Below are 17,492 nucleotides of genomic sequence, written 5' to 3' on the forward strand. Positions count from 1 at the left end.
ATCGGGGGGATCGCCGGCCCGGCCGGACGTCACCGACCCACCCCGTCAGGCGGCGGCCCCAGGGCACGGTCAGGGGCCGTTGCTGCCATCGACATCGGCGCCCCCCTTCCGCGCACGGCTCGGGGCCTTTCGGTCCCCCCGGCGGAAGGCTAAGCCAAACCCGGTGGCCGCAACAGGGGTTGGCGACCGGCTTCGGCGTGATTCACGCGGTGTTCAGCCGTTCCGGCGCTGCTCGGAGCCGTTGGGGGCGTCTGTCGGTGAATCCTGCGCGGCGGTCCCGTCTGTCGGATCAGCGACTGTCGCGTCCGTCCGGCCCGGCTCGGCCGGGCCGCCCTGCTGCGGGAACCGGTCGGGCAGCCGGCGCAGCCGGGCGTTCATGTTGCGGATCAGCAGGACGGTGACGATGGCCAGCAGCACGATGAGGAAGAGGCCCATCGGGCCGGCCAGACCACCCGTGCGGGTGTCACCGAAGTTGTTCTCCGCGAGCACCTGTGCGGTGGTCAGCATGGTGTTCCTCCGATGTGCGGCTGACCACCAGCGTAGCCCGCCGGGGAATCAGCGGGCATGGCACGTCTCGCGCACCCCGGCGAAGAGGTCGGACTCGGGCAGCGGGCTGTCCACCATCGAGCGGGCGAGCTGGAAGTCCTCGGTCGGCCAGGCGCGCTGCTGCAGGTCCATGGGCACCTGGAACCAGAAGCCGTCCGGGTCGATCTGCGTGGCGTGGGCGCGCAGCGCGTCGTCGCGGACCGGGAAGTATTCGGCGCAGTCGACCCGGGTGGTGATCCGCTCGCCCTTGTCGGCACGATCCTCCCAGCGCTTCATCCACTCCCCGTAGGGCGACTCCAGGCCGGCGGCGAGCATCGCCTCGTGCAGGGCCATGATCTTGGCCCGCGAGAAGCCCACGTCGTAGTAGAGCTTGAGCGGCTGCCACGGCTCGCCGAGCTCCGGGTGGCGGTCCGGGTCGCCGGCGGCCTCGAAGGCGGCCACGGTCACCTTGTGGGTCATGATGTGGTCGGGGTGCGGGTAGCCGCCCTCCTCGTCGTACGTGGTGACGACGTGCGGGCGGAACTGGCGCATGAGCCGCACCAGCGGGGCGGCCGCGACCTCGACCTCCTCCATGGCGAAGCACCCCTCCGGCAGCGGCGGCAGCGGGTCGCCCTCGGGCAGGCCGGAGTCGACGAAGCCGAGCCAGGCCTGCTCGATGCCGAGGATGGCCCGGGCCGCGTCCATCTCGGCGCGGCGGATGTCGCCGATGTTGGCCCACACGTCGGGCCGGTCCATCTTGGGGTTCAACACGCTGCCCCGCTCGCCACCGGTGCAGGTGACGACCAGGACATCCACCCCCTCGGCGACGTATTTCGCCATGGTGGCGGCGCCCTTACTCGACTCGTCGTCGGGATGGGCGTGCACCGCCATGAGCCGCAGCTGTTCTGCCACCTTCGGCGCTCCTCGTCTGTGCCCACCGGGCCCGGCCCGCCCGGGCCCGCCCGGCTGACCTGCCGGAATCTCCCCCCGTGCCCGCGAAAGCCCCCGTGGTGGCCGATCGGCGGCGGGGCCGACCTGCCATTCTTGACTCAGCGCCGGGCTGGGAAGATGGACTTTGCCATTCTTGCCGATGCCGCCGACAACAACGCCAGGAGATACCCGCCGGTGAGCGAGACGCACGCCACAGTCCCATCGGGCGCACCGGTCTTCCCGCCCGGCCGCTACGGCCGCCGCCGGGAGCCGGGGCGCCGCCGTCCCCTCCTGCTCGTGCTGGTGGCGGCCGTCCTGCTGGCGCTCCTCGGGCTGGTCGCCGCCCGGCTGTACAGCCAGTACGGCGACCCCGACTACCGCGCCGAACTGATCACCTACACCGACATCACCGACTCCCGGGTGGTGGTCGACTTCCGGGTGACGGTGCCGGCGGGCGGCTCGGCGACCTGCGTGCTGCGGGCCCGCTCCCACGACGGCGCCGAGGTGGGCCACGTCGAGGCCACGGTGACCGCCCCGCCCGGCGAACGGCACATCCGGGCCCGGCAGGAGGTGCCTACCACCGCCCGGCCCTTCATCGGCGAGGTGCTGCGCTGCCGACCGGCCGGCTGAGCCGGGAGCCCGGCGAGCCGCGGCACACACGCACGCCGGGTCCCACCGCCCGCACCCGGGGTGATCGGCAACACCCCGACGTGGCCCGCACTGGTAAATTGGACGTTCACCTGTCAGCCAGTCCGCACCAACCGAGGAGATCGCCTGTGTCCACCAATGACAACAAGGCGCCCGCCACCTGGCTGTCCCAGGACGCGTACGACCGCCTGCAGGCCGAGCTCGACGAGCACATCGCCAACCGGCCGGTGATCGCCGCCGAGATCAACGCCCGGCGCGAGGAGGGCGACCTGCGGGAGAACGGTGGCTACCACGCCGCGCGCGAGGAGCAGGGCAAGGCCGAGGGCCGCATCCTCTACCTGAAGGAGCTGCTCCGCACGGCCAAGGTCGGCGAGGCCCCGACCGCCGACGTGGTGTCGCCCGGCATGGTCGTGACGATCTACTTCGACGACGACGCCGACGACACGGAGACCTTCCTGCTCGGCTCCCGCGAGATCGCCGCCACGACCGACCTCACCGTCTACAGCCCCGAGTCCGCGCTCGGGAAGGCGATCCTGGGCGGCAAGGCGGGCCAGGCCTGCACCTACACGGCGCCCAGCGGCGCCGACATCAAGGTGACGGTGGTCACGTTCGAGCCGTTCTCCGGCTAGCCGCCATCCGGACCCGCGCCGGACGGCTCGGGTCCGACCCGACCGAGGCTGACAGGCTCCTCGGCCCCGAGCCACATCCGACCGCCCCGACCGGCACCGTCCGGCCGGGGCGGTCGCGTCCGCGGCGTCCTCACCCCTCGGCGGCGAAGACCACCTGGTAACCGCTGGCCCGCAGGGCGCTGATCAGGGTGTCCGAGTGCTCCACGCCGCGGGTCTCCACCGAGAGCGCCACCTCCACCTCGCCGAGCCGCAGGTGCGGGTTGGCTCGCTGGTGCACCACGTCGACCACGTTGGCCCGGTGCTCGGCGATCTCGCCGAGCAGCGAGGCGAGCTGGCCCGGCCGGTCCGTGCAGCGGACGGTGACCCGCAGGTAGCGACCGGCCGCCGCCAGGCCGTGCTCGATCACCCGCAGCATCAGCAGCGGATCGATGTTGCCGCCGGACAGCACTGCCACCACCGGCGCCTGCACCTCCACCACCCCGGCCAGCAGCGCCGCCACGCCGACCGCGCCGGCCGGCTCCACCACCTGCTTGCCGCGCTCCAGCAGCATCAGCAGCGCCCGGGAGATGTCCTCCTCGGAGACCGTGACGATCTCGTCGACCAGCTTGCGGACGTGGGTGAAGGTCAGCTCGCCGGGGCGGCCGACCGCGATCCCGTCGGCGATCGTCGAGAAGAAGGGCAGCCGGACCGGCTCGCCGGCCTTCAGCGAGGGCGGGAAGGCGGCGGCGCTCGCCGCCTGCACCCCGATCACGCGTACGTCGGGGCGCAGCGCCTTGGCGACCACCGCCAGGCCGGAGATCAGCCCGCCGCCGCCCACCCCGGTCACGATGGTCTTCACGTCCGGGCACTGTTCGAGGATCTCCAGGGCCACCGTGCCCTGGCCGGCGATGACGTCCCGGTGGTCGAACGGGTGGATGAACACCGCCCCGGTCCGCTCGGCGAAGGTCTGCGCCGCGACCAGCGACTCGTCCACCGTGTTGCCGACCAGTTCGACCTGGGCCCCGTACCCCTTGGTGGCGGCCACCTTCGGCAGCGGCGCGTTGACCGGCATGAAGACCGTGGCGTGCGTGCCGACCAGGCCGGCGGCGAGCGCGACCCCCTGGGCGTGGTTGCCGGCGCTGGCCGCGACCACCCCCCGTTCCCGTTCCGCGGCGGAGAGCCGGGAGATCCGCACGTACGCGCCGCGCACCTTGTACGACCCGGCGCGCTGCAGGTTCTCGCACTTCAGCCAGGTCGGCCCGCCGAGCGCGGCGCTGAGCGGCCGGGACGGCTCCAGCGGGGTGGTGCGGGTGACGCCGGCGAGCAGTTCCCGCGCGGCCTGTACGTCGGCGAGACCGACCAGTTCCGTCATGCCCCGATCGTGCCACCCGCGCCGGGTGGAACCTGCGGCGACGCCACCGACGGAGCTGTCGCCACCTGGGGCGACACGCCGGTGACGGGCTGCGTCGGGTACCCCGGGGCGGATCCGGGCGCCGGGACGACCGCGCCGGGCAGCGGCCACCCGGGGTGGGCCGGCCAGACCGGAACCGCCCTGGCGATGCGGTCCTGCTGGGCGGCGGAGACGCGCCGGATCAGCACCACGAAGGAGAGCCCCGCCACCAGCACGGCGACGACGGGGATCAGCCGCGGGCCCAGCGCGTCCTGGTAGTAGCGGACGTACGTGCCGAACTCCACGTCGTTGCGGGGCCACTCGGTCAGCTCGGCGTACCGCTGCTCCTCGCGCCGGCTGACGATGCGGTCGCCCACGGTGAACACCAGCCACGCCGCCCACCAGACGCCGACCAGCACGGGCGTGCTCCGCCGCCACGTGCTGTTCCTGGCCACGTTCGACACCACCCGGGCCGGCACGACGAAGTTGGCGATCGGCACCAGCCAGCCGGCGATCGCCCAACCGGGACCCAGCGCCGGCTGGGCGCCCGGGAACGCCTCGATGTTCTTCCGCGCCCGCCAGGTCCAGACGATGACCAGGACCGCGGCGACCAGCAGAGCGATGAGGTACGGCAGGACGAGCAGCACCTCGGCCACCGCCGCACCCATCAGCAGGTCGCGGTCGGCCTGTTCGGCCGCCGCGCGGGCGATCCGCACCCCGACCAGGGAGAAGAGCGCGCTCGGCAGGTAGAGCACGGTCGCCATGCCGACCGCGATCGCGGCCGCCGTGCCGAGGCCGCGGACGGCGTACGTGGACACGCCGGGCAGCACCGCGGGCTGACCGGGGAACGTGCCACAACGCCGGCACTCGTTGTCGGCCGGGGACATGGCGTCCCCGCAGGTCTGGCAGTGCATGTCGACCGTCCGGTGGTGTGCGCGGTGGGAGGTGCGCACACGCTAGACGATCATGCGTGGGCCGGCGACCCCGTGCCCACCCGGGGATAGCCGGGGGCGTGCCGCTGCCACGGCGCCTGCATCTCGAACTGGCCGGCGACGCCGAGCAGCAGCAGCTCCGAGCCGGGCGGGCCGACGAACTGCACGGCGACCGGCAGGCCGTCCGGGCGGCGGCCGACCGGCACCACGATCGCGGGCAGCCCGGCGATGTTCCACGGCGCGGCGTACGGGGCGTACCGGATGTTGGCCTTCATGTTCGCCAGCCAGGACCGGCCGGACCAGCCGGCGGCCTCCGGCGGCGGGCCGGCCAGCGCCGGGGTGAGCAGCAGGTCGACCGACTGGTCGGCGAAGAAGTTCACCGACCGCTCGCGCCAGGCGGCCCGGTCGGCCTCGCGCACGTACCCCCGGCGCTGCGCCCACTCGCCGAGCGCGACGTGCCGGCGGCTGCGCCGCTGGAGCCCGCGCCGCTCCACGCCCGCGGCCTGCACCTCGGTGGCGGCCGCGGCGAACCAGGTGGCGATGCCCTGCAGCCCGAGCCGGGTCGGGTAGACCGGGTCGGCGGGGACGGTGTCGTGCCCGGCCGCGGCGAGCAGCCGGCCGGCGGCGGCGACCGCGTCGCGGTTCGGCGCGTCCGGCGAGACGCCCCGCACCGGGGAGCGGAGCGAGACGCCGACCCGCAGCCGCGGCGGCGGGACCAGCTTGTCCGGGCGCCGCCCGGCCAGCACCGAGAAGCCGACCACCGCGTCGGCCACCGTGCCGGTCAGCACGCCGTGCTCGGTGAGGCCGAACCAGTCGTCCGCGCCGAGCTGGCAGGGCACCACGCCCCGGCCGGGCTTGAGCCCGACCAGCCCGCAGCAGGCGGCCGGGATGCGGATCGAGCCGAGGCCGTCGTTGCCGTGCGCCATCGGCACCAGCCCGGCGGCCACCGCGGCGGCCGCGCCGCCGGAGGAGCCGCCGGGGGTCCGCGTCGGGTCCCAGGGGTTGCGGGTCACCCCGGTCTCGTCGTCGGTGAGGGCCCAGAGGCCCAGCTCGGGCATCCGGGTCACCCCGAGGATCACCGCGCCCGCGCCGCGCAGCCGGCGGACCACCTCGTGGTCGGCCTCCGCCACCGCGGTACGCACGGCGGCGGACCCGTTCCACGTCGGCAGGCCGGCCACGGGAGTGTTCTCCTTGACCGCGATCGGCACGCCGGCCAGGGGGAGGTTGGCCAGGTCCTCCTGCTCGTCGACCTTCTCCGCCTCGGTGATCGCCTCGCCGCCGCGTACCGAGCGGAACGCGGCCAGGTCGGCGTCGGCCCGGGCGATGTGGTCGAGGTGGTCGGCCACGACCTGGGTGGCGGAGACGTCACCCCGGCGTACGCCCCGGGCGATCTGCTTGGCGGTCGCCCCCACCCAGGTCGTCGGCATGATGTCCTGCACGGCCATCCTCCCCAGCCAGCGGTCAGCCCAGCGCCTGCTCCAGATCGGCGAGCAGGTCGTCGACCGTCTCGATGCCGACAGACAGTCGCACGAGATCGCCGGGAACTTCAAGCGGCGAGCCGGCAGCGCTCGCGTGTGTCATCCGTCCCGGGTGCTCGATCAGCGATTCGACCCCGCCGAGCGACTCGGCGAGCACGAAGAGCTTCGCCCGGTTGCAGATCTCCACGGCGTGCTCCTCGCCGCCCGCCGCCCGGAAGGAGATCATCCCGCCGAACCGGCGCATCTGCTTGGCGGCCACCTCGTGACCCGGGTGCGCCGGCAGCCCCGGGTAGATCACCTGCGCGACCTTGGCGTGACCGTCCAGGTAGGCGGCGATCCGCTCGGCGTTGTCGCAGTGCCGGTCCATCCGTACCCCGAGGGTCTTGATGCCGCGCAGGGTGAGCCAGGCGTCGAACGGGCCGTTGACGGCGCCCATCGCGTTCTGGTGGTAGCGCAGCTCCTCGCCGAGCGCCCGGTCGGCCGCGACGAGGGCGCCACCGACCACGTCGGAGTGTCCGCCGATGTACTTGGTGGTGGAGTGCACCACCACGTCCGCGCCGAACGCGATCGGCTGCTGGAGGTACGGCGAGGCGAACGTGTTGTCGACCACCAGCAGCGCGTCGGCCTCGTGGGCGACGGCGGCCAGCGCGGCGATGTCGGCGATGCCGAGCAGCGGGTTGGTCGGCGTCTCCACCCACACGATCCGGGTGGCGCCGGGGCGGATCGCGGCCCGCACCGCGTCCGGGTCGGAGACCCGGGCCGGGGTGTACTCCAGCCCCCAGCGCTCGGCCACCTTGGCGAAGAGCCGGTAGGTGCCGCCGTACGCGTCGTCCGGGATCACCACGTGGTCGCCCGGCTTGCAGACGGTCCGCAGCAGGGCGTCCTCGGCGGCCAGGCCGCTGGCGAAGGCGAGCCCCACCGGCCCGCCCTCCAGCGCCGCCAGGCACTCCTGGAGCGCGTCCCGGGTCGGGTTGCCGGAGCGGCTGTACTCGTAGCCCTCCCGGGGCGCTCCGACGGCGTCCTGGGCGTAGGTGCTGGTCTGATAGATCGGCGGGATCACCGCGCCGGTGCGGGCCTCGGGGTCCTGACCGGCGTGGATGGCGAGCGTCTCGAAGCCGTGACTCATTCCCGAGACGTTAGTCCGCCCGCCCGTCCCACCGCCCGGAACCCGCCCGGCACCCGCGCTGGCGCATGGTGTGGATCTTGGCGAGTTGCCGTTCCCGGGCGAACGACAGGTCGCCAAGATCGGCGCGGGAAACCGGCAAGAGCACAGGGCAACACCTAGCCTGGGCGGGTGGCTGGGTGCGTGTTCTGCGGGATCGTGGCGGGCGGGGTGCCGGCGTTCCGGGTCGCCGACGAGGCGGACGGGGTGGCCTTCCTGGACACCCGCCCGGTGTTCAAGGGGCACGTGCTGGTGGTGCCGCGCACCCACCTGGTCAGCCTGGCCGACCTGCCGGCCGACGCGCTGCCCGGCTACTTCCGGCTGGTGCAGCGGCTCGCCGTCGCGGTGGAGGCCGGTCTGGGGTCCGGTGGCACGTTCGTGGCGATGAACAACAAGGTGTCCCAGTCGGTCCCCCACCTGCACACCCACGTGGTGCCGCGGACCAAGGGCGACGGGCTGCGCGGCTTCTTCTGGCCGCGCACCCGCTACGCCGACGACGCGGAGGCCGAGGACGTCGCGGGCCGGGTCGCCGCCGCGCTGGCCTGAGCCCGGGACCGTCGGGTAAGGAACCGGGGACCGGCGCTGTTGCACACGCTGGGAAAGCCAAGAGAGGAGTCCCACCGTGTTCCTTCGCCGCATCAAGGCCGAGATGATCTCTCCCGACCAGGCCCTGCCGGGCCGTCCGATCGCGATGCCGATCGCCGACCGGCACGAGGTTCTGCCGTCCTCGCTGAAGGGCCCATTCCCCCCGGGCGCGCAGGTTGCCGTCTTCGGGATGGGCTGTTTCTGGGGTGCCGAGCGGCTGTTCTGGACCCTCCCCGGCGTCATCACCACGTCGGCCGGCTACGCGGGTGGATACACCACGAACCCGACGTACGAGGAGGTCTGCTCGGGGATGACCGGGCACGCCGAGGTGGTCCAGGTGGTCTACGACCCGTCGAAGATCAGCTACGAGGACCTGCTCAAGGTCTTCTGGGAGAACCACGACCCGACCCAGGGCATGCGCCAGGGCAACGACGTCGGTACGCAGTACCGGTCGGCCGTCTACGTCACCACCGACGAGCAGTTGGCCACCGCGCAGGCCTCGCGGGACGCGTTCGCGCCGATCGTGGCGCGGGCCGGCAAGGGTGAGATCACCACGGAGATCGCCCGCCTCGGTGACTACTACTTCGCCGAGGACTACCACCAGCAGTACCTCGCGCCGACCAAGAACCCGAACGGTTATTGCAACCACGGCCCCAGCGGCCTGACCTGCCCCGTCGGCGTCGCCCGGGTGCCGTCCGACCTTCACTAGTCTCTTGGACAGAGCCGGCCGCCACCCCAAACGGAACGACAACCGCACGCATCGCTCGCGTCGCTCGCCTACGTGGACCGGTGACGGACCCGCACCACCGCTCCCCCGCCAACATCGACGTGGAAATTTCCGGCCTGAGGTGTCGTATCCGCCCGGCGCCGTTCGTAGCGAAGATGGAGGCAGACAAAGGTCCGCCCGAGACGAGGGAGCAGACATGGCCGAGTACCTCATCTACTTCAACCAGCAGTGGGTGGGCGACCACACCGAGGAGTGGTTTCGCGGGCGCGGGCCGCTCGCTGCGGCGGTCGTGGACGAGATCAAGGCAGCCGGGGCATATGTGTTCGCCGGGGGCCTGGAAGAGGACGCCCCTGTCTTCAGCGCGGACGCCACGAGCGGCACATTGATGTTCACCGACGGGCCCTACGTCGAAACCAAGGAGTGGCTGGGCGGGCTGACCGTTGTGGACGTGGCCGACGAGGAATCGGCCCGGATGTGGGCCGGCAAGCTCGCGGAAGCATGCGGCTGGCCCCAGGAGGTCCGACGGTTCGGCCGCGGCCCGCAACCCGGTGATGAGTGAGTGGGGAGTCGGCGGTCCCAGCTGCGAAGTACTACACCCTGCGCCAGAGTCCAAGAACCCGAACGGCTACTGCAACCACGGCCCCAACGGCCTGAGCTGCCCGGTGGGCGTGGCGCGCACCGCCGGCTGACCGACCCGACGAGCGTTTCCCGGGCCTGCGGTGTTTGTCACACCGTGGGCCCGGTCCGATTCGGGCACCCGGCCCGCCCGACTACCGGATCTTTGCCCAGGCCAGCCGCCGGCTCGTCGGGAGCGCGCATCCTAGCAAAGACGTAACGCCACCGACATCAGCTCAACAGGCGAACTGCAACAACGTCTGGCAGCATTGCCCGGCATGTGCGGACTGGCAGGAGAGTTCCGACGGGACGGATCGCGGGCCGACGTCGCGGCGGTGGAGCGGATGGCGGCCACCATGAGCGACCGGGGCCCGGATGACAGCGGGGTCTGGTCCCAGGGGCCGGTCGCCCTCGGCCACCGCCGCCTGAAGATCATCGATCTCTCGGCCGCCAGCGGCCAGCCGCTGGTCGACCCGGCCGCCGGGCTCACCGGCGTCTTCAACGGCTGCATCTACAACTACCGCGAGCTGCGCGAGGAGTTGCAGGCCAGGGGGCACCGCTTCTTCTCGGCGGGCGACAGCGAGGTCGTCATCAAGGCGTACGCCGAGTGGGGGCTCGACTTCGTCGACCACCTGGTCGGCATGTTCGCGGTGGCGATCAGCGAGCGCGACACCGGCCGCCTGGTGCTGGCCCGGGACCGGCTCGGCATCAAGCCGCTCTACCTGGCCGAGAGCCCCGGCGTGGTGCGCTTCGCCTCGACCCTGCCGGCGCTGCTCGCCGGCGGCGGCGTCGACACCGGCATCGACCCCGTGGCCCTCGCCCACTACCTGAGTTTCCACAGCATCGTGCCGCCGCCGCGGACGATCCTGCGCGGCGTCGCCAAGCTCCCCCCGGCCACGGTCCGCGTGTACGAGCCGGACGGCACCACCCACGACCGGGTCTACTGGGACCCGGCCTTCACCCGATCCGCCGAGCGGGCCGGCTGGTCCGAGCGGGACTGGCAGGACGCGCTGCTGGAGTCGCTGACCACCGCCGTCCGCCGCCGGATGGTGGCCGACGTGCCGGTGGGCGTGCTGCTCTCCGGCGGGCTCGACTCCAGCCTGGTGGTCGCGCTGCTGGCCGGCGAGGGCCAGTCGGGGCTGGCCACCTTCTCCATCGGTTTCGACGCGGTGGGCGGCCGGGAGGGCGACGAGTTCGTCTACTCCGACCTGGTCGCGAAGACCTTCGGCACGGACCACCACCAGATCCGGGTGCCCACCGGCGACCTGCTGCCGCCGCTGGAGGCCGCCGTCGCCGCCATGAGCGAGCCGATGGTGAGCCACGACTGCGTGGCGTTCTGGCTGCTCAGCCAGGAGGTCGCCCGGCACGTCAGGGTGGTCCAGTCGGGTCAGGGCGCGGACGAGATCCTGGGCGGCTACCACTGGTACCCGCCGCTGGCCGGCGTGGACCGGGAGCGGGCGCTGGAGACGTACGCGTCGGCGTTCTTCGACCGCGACGCGGCCGGCCTGGCCCGGGTGCTCAACCCGGCGTGGCTGGCCGACGGCGACCCGGCGCGGGAGTTCGTGGCCGCGCACCTCGGCCGGCCCGGGGCGCAGACCGCGGTGGACGCCGGCCTGCGGATCGACACCCAGGTCATGCTCACCGACGACCCGGTCAAGCGGGTCGACAACATGACCATGGCGCACGGGCTGGAGGCCCGGGTGCCGTTCCTCGACCACGAGTTCGTCGAGCTGGCCGCGAGCTGCCCGCCGGAGCTGAAGCTGGCCCAGGGCGGCAAGGGCGTGCTCAAGGAGATCGGCCGGCGGGTCCTGCCGCACGAGGTCATCGACCGGCCGAAGGGCTACTTCCCCGTCCCGGGCCTCACCCACCTGGAGGACAAGCTCCTCGACCGGGTACGCGACGCGCTCACCGCGCCGGAAGCCCGCCGCCGCGACCTGTTCCGCGCCGACTACGTCGATGCGCTGCTCGCCGACCCGAACGCCGAACTGACCCCGTTGAACGGAAACAAGCTGTGGCAGCTGGGACTCCTGGAAATGTGGCTCCAGAGCCACGGAATCGACTGACCGTGACCGACACCCTCGCGACCGGGGCGGCGCGTACCGATCGGGAGCGGCTGCCGGGCCGGCGCCGGGAGCGGGTCGGCCCGGGCGGCGACCCGGTGGCGCCCGGCACCCCCGAGCCGCGCCGGCAGCCCGCCGACGGGTCCGGCGTGGTGCTGGACTGCGGCTGGGGCCGGCTGGTCTTCGGGCAGACCTTCGCCGAGCAGGTCGAGGTCGCCGACGTGCTGCGCTCCGAGGCGGTCGGCGCCCGGGACATCTGCATCTACCTGCGCGACCCGCACGTGCTGGTCTCCCGCCTCCCCGACGAGCTGTTCATCGACCCGTCGCTGACCTACCGGCTGCCGCTGGGCGAGCGGCGGCCGGCCGCCACCGAGGGCGGCGAGGTCCCCGGGCTGACCGTCCGGCCGCTGCGCGACGCGGACGACGCGGACGCGGTGAACCGGATCTACGCCCGCAACGGCATGGTCACCGCGCCGGTGGAGGTGCTGGTCGACAACGCCGGCACCGACCGGTTCCTGCACCTGGTCGCCGAGGACGCCACCGGCGAGGTGGTCGGCACCATCACCGGGGTGGACCACGTCGCGGTCTTCGGCGACCCGGAGAACGGCGCCAGCCTCTGGTGCCTGACCGTGGACTTCAACACGGCCCCGCCCGGCACCGGTCAGGCGCTGCTCACCGCGCTGGCCGACCGGCTCGACGCGCGGGGCCGGGCGTACGTGGACCTGTCGGTGCTGGCCGAGAACTCGGGGGCGATCCGGCTCTACGAGCGGCTCGGCTTCCACCGCACCGCGACGCTCTGCGTGAAGCGGAAGAACCCGATCAACGAGCGGCTGTTCCTGCCCGCCATGCCCGTGGGCTACGACGAGCTCAACCCGTACGCGAAGATCGTCGCGGACGAGGCGATGCGGCGCGGCATCCGGGTCGAGGTGACCGATCCCCGCTGGGGCGAGCTGCGGCTGAGCAGCGGCGGCCGGACGGTCCACACCCGCGAGTCGCTCTCCGAGCTGACCTCGGCGGTGGCGATGAGCCGCTGCGACGACAAGCGGGTCACCCGGCGCATCCTCACCGAGGCGGGCTTGTCGGTGCCGCGCGGCCGCACCGCCACCGGCGACGCCGACGACCTGGCGTTCCTGGCCGACGTCGGCCCGGTGGTGGTGAAGCCGGCCCGGGGCGAGCAGGGCAACGGCATCACCGTCGGGGTACGCACGCCGGAGGCGCTGACCGCGGCCGTCGAGCTGGCCCGGCGGTTCTGCCCGGACGTGCTGATCGAGGAGCTGCGGGAGGGCGAGGACCTGCGCGTGGTCGTCATCGACCACGAGGTGGTGGCCGCGGCGGTCCGCCGGCCCGCGCAGATCACCGGGGACGGGGTGCACGACGTCACCGAGCTGATCGAGCGGCAGAGCCGCCGCCGCGCGGCCGCCACGGGCGGCGAGTCCCGGATCCCCATCGACGACATGACCCGCGAGGTGGTGGCCGAGGCCGGCTACCGGATGCACGACGTGCTCCCCGAGGGGCAGGTGCTGGCGGTCCGCCGGACCGCGAACCTGCACACCGGGGGCACCATCCACGACGTGACCGCCGAGCTGCACCCGGCGATCGCCGAGGCGTGCGTGACGGCCAGCCGGGCGCTGGACATCCCGGTCACCGGGCTGGACCTGCTGGTTCCCGCCGCCGACCGGCCGGAGCACGTGTTCATCGAGGCGAACGAGCGGCCCGGCCTGGCCAACCACGAGCCGCAGCCGACCGCCGAACGCTTCGTCGACCTGCTCTTCCCCGGCACCCGGGCGCCGCGGCGGCTCTGGTCGCCGGCCGGCACGGGAGGGGCCGCGTGAGCCCGAAGCCGCTGGAGCTCGACCTCGACTACCTGCGCCAGGTGCTGGTGGAGCTGCTGGAGATCCCCAGCCCGTCGGGGCGTACCGACCACGTGCAGCAGTACGTGGGTGAGCGGCTCTCGGCGCTCGGCATCGGCTCGACGCTGACCCGGCGCGGGGCGCTGAGCGCGTCCCTGCCCGGGCCGCGGTCGACCGGCGCCGACCGGGCGATCGTGGTGCACACCGACACCATCGGCGGCATGGTGAAGCGGCTGAAGGACAACGGCCGGCTGGAGGTGAAGCCGATCGGCACGCACAGCGCCCGCTTCGCCGAGGGCGCTCAGGTGCGGATCTTCACCGACGACCTGGACCGGGTGCTCACCGGCCAGGTGCTGCCGCTGAAGGCCAGCGGGCACCGCTACAACGAGGGCGTCGACCTCCAGGGCGTCGGCTGGGAGCTGGTCGAGGTCCGGGTCGACGAGCCGGTCACCGACGAGGCCGGGCTCCGGGCGCTCGGCGTCGACGCCGGGGACTTCGTCGCGCTGCTCGCCAACCCGACGATCACCCCGAGCGGGTACGTCAAGTCCCGGCACCTGGACGACAAGGCCGGGGTGGCCGCGGTGCTGACCGCGTTCAAGGCGATGGTCGACGCGGGCGTCACGCCGGCGGTCACCGCGCACCTGCTGGTCACGGTCACCGAGGAGATCGGGCACGGGGCCAGCCACGGCCTCGACCCCGACGTCGCGGAGATCGTCTCGGTGGACGCCGCGGTGGTCGCGCCCGGTCAGCAGTCCCGGGAGGACGCCGCCACGCTGGCCATGGGCGACGGGGTGGGCCCGTTCGACTACCACCTCACCCGGCACCTGGCCGCGATCGCCCGGGAGCACGGCGTCCACCTGGTCCGCGACGTCTTCGACTACTACCGCTCGGACGTGGCGGCGGCGGTCGAGGCGGGCGCGCATGCCCGGGTGGCGCTGCTCGGCTTCGGCGTGGACGCCACCCACGGGCACGAGCGCACCCACCTGGACGGGCTGCGGCACCTCGCCCACCTGCTCTGCCTCTATCTCCAGAAGCCGCTGGTCTTCCCCGAGTGGGACGCCGAACCCGAGGGCGACCTGGCCGACTTCCCGTCGCTGGCCGTCCAGCCCGCCTCCGCGGAGGGGCCACGCGAGGGCCCGATCGGCGTGGACTGATCGGGCCGGCGCTCCTGATTCCGGGTCGGGCCTGTGATCCAAATCCGTTGCCGAGCCCGACGGGAAGTCGATAGCGTGGCGGTACACGGGAAAGGAGGTGGTCCAGACTTGTATAGCAATCGGACTCGTGAGGTGGCTGTCCGCTAGCCGCTGTCCTCGACAGTGAAATCCCGTCCGCCGCGAGGCGGGCACAAGGCACCATCGTCGAGACCGTGTGGCAGCGGTGCGGCGAAACCACGACAGCCACCCGACCCCCGGGGTGCCGGCCCAGTCCAGCCGGCCCGCGCGCGAGCGCGGAAGCCCCGGGGGTCGCTTCATGTCCGGCGGAGCCGGACCGGTCAGCCCGGCTGGGAGGAGGCCGCCGTGTCGATGCGCGAGCTGGCGATCCTCGGTACGGCCAGTCAGGCACCCACCCGGCAGCGCAACCACAACGGCTACCTGCTGCGCTGGGACGACGAGGTGCTCCTCTTCGACCCCGGCGAGGGCAGCCAGCGGCAGATGCTGCACACCGGGATCTCCGCCACCGACCTGACCCGGATCTGCGTCACCCACTTCCACGGCGACCACTGCCTGGGCCTGCCCGGCATGATCCAGCGGCTCTCCCTGGACCGGGTACCGCACCCGGTGGCCGTGCACTTCCCCGCCGGCGGCGCCGAATACTTCGCCCGGCTGCGCCACGCGACGAGCTTCTACGAGACCGCCGAGCTGGCCGTCGAGCCCATCGAGGCGGACGGGCAGCGGATCACGCTGGGCATCGGCACGCTGGAGGCCCGCCGGCTGCGGCACCCCATCGAGACGTACGGTTACCGGCTCGTCGAGCCGGACGGCTGCCGGATGCTGCCGGAGAAGCTGTTCGCGTACGGCATCGCCGGTCCGGCGGTCGGGCAGCTCCTCCGCGACGGCCACCTGGACCTGGACGGACGCCACGTCACCCGGGACGAGGTGAGCGTGACCCGACCCGGGCAGCGGTTCGCCTTCGTCATGGACACCGGGCTCTGCGACGGCGTGTGGGCCCTGGCCGAGCACGCCGACCTGCTGGTCATCGAGTCGACCTTCCTGGAGTCGGAGGCGGCCCTGGCCGCCGAGGTCGGCCACCTCACCGCCGGCCAGGCCGCCCGGGTGGCGGCCGAGTCGGGCGTACGCACGCTCGTGCTCACCCACTTCTCCCAGCGGTACGCGGACCCGCGCCGCTTCGCCGACGAGGCCTCCGCGTTCGCCGGGGAACTGGTGATCGCCGAGGACCTGATGACCGTGCCGGTGCCGCCCCGGCGGGTAGCCTCGGCCGGGTGACGGTCTCCCTGCGCCCCGCCACCGAGGCCGACCTCATGGCGGTCGGCGCCCTGCATCAACGGTCCCGGGTCGCGGCGTACTCGTCGTTCCTGCCCCCGGAGGCGCTGGCGGATCCGACCCCGGAGGCGATGGGCCGGTACTGGACGGAGCGGGTGACCTGGGAAGGCGCCGACCACCGGATGACCGTGGTCGAGCGGGACGGCCGGCTCGTCGGCTTCAGCTACCTGGGGCCGGACGACGAGGGCGACCCGGCCACCGGCCTGCTCAACGCCATCCACCTGGAGCCGGCCGAGCGGGGCCGGGGCACCGGTCGGGCACTGATGGTCGACGCCCTCGACGCGATGCGGGCCCGCGGCTGGTCCCGGGCGGCGCTCTGGGTGCTGCGGGAGAACGCGACCGCCCGCCGGTTCTACGAGCGCGGCGGCTGGACCTTCACCGGCGAGCAGCGCGACGACGTCATCGGCACCACCCTCGTCCCCCAACTCCGCTACCGCCGTTCGCTCTGAGCGGATCGGGGCATGGGCGTCGATGCCGGCGCGTTGGGACCGGCATGGACACCGAGCACACCGAGGGGGCGGAGGACGCCGCGCTCGACGCGTACTCCCGGGTGGTGACCGGCGTGGCCGCCCGGGTGCTGCCCAGCGTGGCCGCCCTGGCGGTGCGGACCCCGCTCGGCGCCGGCGCGGGTTCGGCCGTGGTGATCGGCCCGGACGGGCTGCTGCTCACCAGCGCCCACGTGGTGCAGGGCGCCCAGGACGGGTCGGCCGCCTTCGGCGACGGCACCGAGACCCGCTTCCGGGTGGTCGGCGCCGACCCGCTCTCCGACCTGGCCGTACTGCGGGCGGAGCGGGTGACCGTGCCGCCGGTGGAGCTGGGCGACGCGGACCGGCTGCGGATCGGCCAACTGGTGGTCGCCGTCGGCAACCCGCTGGGGCTGGCCGGGTCGGTCACCGCCGGGGTGGTCTCCGGGCTGGGCCGGTCACTGCCGGCCCGCGACGGGCGGCTCACCCGGCTCATCGAGGACGTCATCCAGACCGACGCCGCACTCAATCCGGGCAACTCCGGCGGCGCGCTGGCCGACTCGGCCGGCCGGGTGGTCGGGGTCAACACGGCGGTCGCCGGGTACGGCCTCGGGCTGGCCGTGCCGGTCAACGCCACCACCCGGCAGATCATCGCCGACCTCACCGCCGACGGCCGGGTTCGGCGGGCCTGGCTGGGCGTGGCCGGCGTGCCGGTGCCGCTGCCACCGGAGATCACCGCCCGGACCGGGCAGCGGCGCGGGCTGCGCGTGGTCGAGGTGGTGCCGGGCAGCCCGGCCGGGATGGCCGGGCTCTACCTCGGCGACGTGATCGTGGCAGCCGGCGGCCGGCCCGTGCAGGACGGCCAGGGCCTGCAGCGGCTGATGCTCGGCCCGGCGATCGGCGCCCGCCTGCCGGTCACCGTGCTGCGCAAGGGCGCGTACGTGGACGTGGTGGCGGTGCCCACCGAGCTGAGCCGCTGACGCGAACGAGGGCCGCACCCCCGCCCGGGGTGCGGCC

Annotated in this window: 17 protein-coding genes and 1 pseudogene; 12 read left to right on the forward strand and 6 right to left on the reverse strand. The window is 73.5% G+C overall.

Annotated elements, in window-relative coordinates; all coding sequences use genetic code 11:
- Positions 1–213: 213 nt before the first annotated feature.
- Together ACFYPD_RS29725 and mca are read right to left on the reverse strand one after the other, a co-directional pair.
- A complete protein-coding gene (locus ACFYPD_RS29725; protein ID WP_387120604.1) occupies positions 214–507 on the reverse strand; it encodes a hypothetical protein in 294 nt (97 codons plus the stop codon).
- Positions 508–555: 48 nt separating this feature from the next.
- The gene (gene mca / locus ACFYPD_RS29730) at positions 556–1,437 is read right to left on the reverse strand and encodes a mycothiol conjugate amidase Mca (protein ID WP_387120607.1); all 882 of its coding nucleotides are present in this window, start codon (positions 1,435–1,437) and stop codon (positions 556–558) included.
- Positions 1,438–1,650: 213 nt separating this feature from the next.
- Here mca and ACFYPD_RS29735 point away from each other — a divergent pair, with 213 nt between their 5' ends.
- The gene (locus ACFYPD_RS29735) at positions 1,651–2,085 is read left to right on the forward strand and encodes a DUF4307 domain-containing protein (RefSeq protein ID WP_387120610.1); all 435 of its coding nucleotides are present in this window, start codon (positions 1,651–1,653) and stop codon (positions 2,083–2,085) included.
- 146 nt (positions 2,086–2,231) lie between these two features.
- On the forward strand, positions 2,232–2,732 hold the full coding sequence (greA, locus tag ACFYPD_RS29740; RefSeq protein WP_387120613.1) for a transcription elongation factor GreA: 501 nt from the start codon (positions 2,232–2,234) through the stop codon (positions 2,730–2,732).
- A gap of 130 nt (positions 2,733–2,862) precedes the next feature.
- Here the strand turns inward: greA and ilvA are convergent, their stop codons facing one another.
- The 4 genes from ilvA to ACFYPD_RS29760 are packed head-to-tail and all read right to left on the reverse strand — an operon-like array spanning position 2,863 to position 7,637.
- The gene (gene ilvA, locus ACFYPD_RS29745; protein ID WP_387120616.1) at positions 2,863–4,083 is read right to left on the reverse strand and encodes a threonine ammonia-lyase; all 1,221 of its coding nucleotides are present in this window, start codon (positions 4,081–4,083) and stop codon (positions 2,863–2,865) included.
- Positions 4,080–5,054 (reverse strand): DUF4328 domain-containing protein, encoded by a 975-nt coding sequence (locus ACFYPD_RS29750; RefSeq protein WP_387120619.1) that lies wholly within the window; start codon positions 5,052–5,054, stop codon positions 4,080–4,082. Before ACFYPD_RS29750 ends, ilvA begins: the two co-directional genes overlap by 4 nt.
- 11 nt (positions 5,055–5,065) lie before the next feature.
- Positions 5,066–6,478, reverse strand: a complete 1,413-nt coding sequence (locus ACFYPD_RS29755) for an amidase (protein ID WP_387120622.1) — start codon at positions 6,476–6,478, stop codon at positions 5,066–5,068.
- Positions 6,479–6,494: 16 nt separating this feature from the next.
- Entirely contained in the window at positions 6,495–7,637 is a 1,143-nt protein-coding gene (locus ACFYPD_RS29760) for a cystathionine gamma-synthase (protein ID WP_387120625.1), read from the reverse strand.
- A 168-nt stretch (positions 7,638–7,805) separates the two neighbouring features.
- Here ACFYPD_RS29760 and ACFYPD_RS29765 point away from each other — a divergent pair, with 168 nt between their 5' ends.
- The 10 genes and pseudogenes from ACFYPD_RS29765 to ACFYPD_RS29810 all read left to right on the forward strand — a co-directional run bounded on the left by ACFYPD_RS29765 (position 7,806) and on the right by ACFYPD_RS29810 (position 17,455).
- Entirely contained in the window at positions 7,806–8,219 is a 414-nt protein-coding gene (locus tag ACFYPD_RS29765) for an HIT family protein (RefSeq protein ID WP_387120628.1), read from the forward strand.
- Between the two features lie 76 nt (positions 8,220–8,295).
- Positions 8,296–8,967 carry a peptide-methionine (S)-S-oxide reductase MsrA gene (msrA, locus tag ACFYPD_RS29770; protein WP_387120631.1) on the forward strand — a complete coding sequence of 224 codons (672 nt, stop codon included), beginning with the start codon at positions 8,296–8,298 and terminating at the stop codon, positions 8,965–8,967.
- A 214-nt stretch (positions 8,968–9,181) separates the two neighbouring features.
- A complete protein-coding gene (locus ACFYPD_RS29775; RefSeq protein WP_387120633.1) occupies positions 9,182–9,544 on the forward strand; it encodes a YciI family protein in 363 nt (120 codons plus the stop codon).
- A 49-nt stretch (positions 9,545–9,593) separates the two neighbouring features.
- Positions 9,594–9,674: pseudogene (locus ACFYPD_RS29780) on the forward strand (peptide-methionine (S)-S-oxide reductase); the annotation flags it as partial.
- 204 nt (positions 9,675–9,878) lie between these two features.
- Positions 9,879–11,663, forward strand: coding sequence for an N-acetylglutaminylglutamine amidotransferase (locus ACFYPD_RS29785; RefSeq protein WP_387120636.1), 1,785 nt, complete (start codon positions 9,879–9,881; stop codon positions 11,661–11,663).
- 2 nt (positions 11,664–11,665) lie between these two features.
- Positions 11,666–13,492, forward strand: a complete 1,827-nt coding sequence (gene ngg, locus ACFYPD_RS29790; protein ID WP_387120639.1) for an N-acetylglutaminylglutamine synthetase — start codon at positions 11,666–11,668, stop codon at positions 13,490–13,492.
- Entirely contained in the window at positions 13,489–14,664 is a 1,176-nt protein-coding gene (locus ACFYPD_RS29795) for an osmoprotectant NAGGN system M42 family peptidase (protein WP_387120642.1), read from the forward strand. The genes ngg and ACFYPD_RS29795 overlap by 4 nt, the downstream gene beginning before the upstream one ends.
- A 363-nt stretch (positions 14,665–15,027) precedes the next feature.
- Positions 15,028–15,954 (forward strand): ribonuclease Z, encoded by a 927-nt coding sequence (locus ACFYPD_RS29800; protein WP_387120645.1) that lies wholly within the window; start codon positions 15,028–15,030, stop codon positions 15,952–15,954.
- Positions 15,951–16,460: a GNAT family N-acetyltransferase gene (locus tag ACFYPD_RS29805; RefSeq protein WP_387120647.1), complete on the forward strand. Its 510-nt coding sequence runs from the start codon at positions 15,951–15,953 to the stop codon at positions 16,458–16,460. Before ACFYPD_RS29800 ends, ACFYPD_RS29805 begins: the two co-directional genes overlap by 4 nt.
- 44 nt (positions 16,461–16,504) lie before the next feature.
- Positions 16,505–17,455: a S1C family serine protease gene (locus tag ACFYPD_RS29810; RefSeq protein WP_387120650.1), complete on the forward strand. Its 951-nt coding sequence runs from the start codon at positions 16,505–16,507 to the stop codon at positions 17,453–17,455.
- Positions 17,456–17,492 lie beyond the last annotated feature (37 nt).

Origin of the sequence: Micromonospora sp. NPDC005299 (assembly GCF_042872345.1) — a bacterium.
Lineage (GTDB): Bacteria > Actinomycetota > Actinomycetes > Mycobacteriales > Micromonosporaceae > Micromonospora.

Bases quoted from the DNA above. Each gene is read 5' to 3' on its own strand.
- ACFYPD_RS29725 (WP_387120604.1), bottom strand. From the start codon at position 507: ATGCTGACCACCGCACAGGTGCTCGCGGAGAACAACTTCGGTGACACC.
- ilvA (WP_387120616.1), bottom strand. From the start codon at position 4,083: ATGACGGAACTGGTCGGTCTCGCCGACGTACAGGCCGCGCGGGAACTG.
- ACFYPD_RS29755 (WP_387120622.1), bottom strand. From the start codon at position 6,478: ATGGCCGTGCAGGACATCATGCCGACGACCTGGGTGGGGGCGACCGCC.
- ACFYPD_RS29760 (WP_387120625.1), bottom strand. From the start codon at position 7,637: ATGAGTCACGGCTTCGAGACGCTCGCCATCCACGCCGGTCAGGACCCC.
- ACFYPD_RS29775 (WP_387120633.1), top strand. From the start codon at position 9,182: ATGGCCGAGTACCTCATCTACTTCAACCAGCAGTGGGTGGGCGACCAC.
- ACFYPD_RS29785 (WP_387120636.1), top strand. From the start codon at position 9,879: ATGTGCGGACTGGCAGGAGAGTTCCGACGGGACGGATCGCGGGCCGAC.
- ACFYPD_RS29810 (WP_387120650.1), top strand. From the start codon at position 16,505: ATGGACACCGAGCACACCGAGGGGGCGGAGGACGCCGCGCTCGACGCG.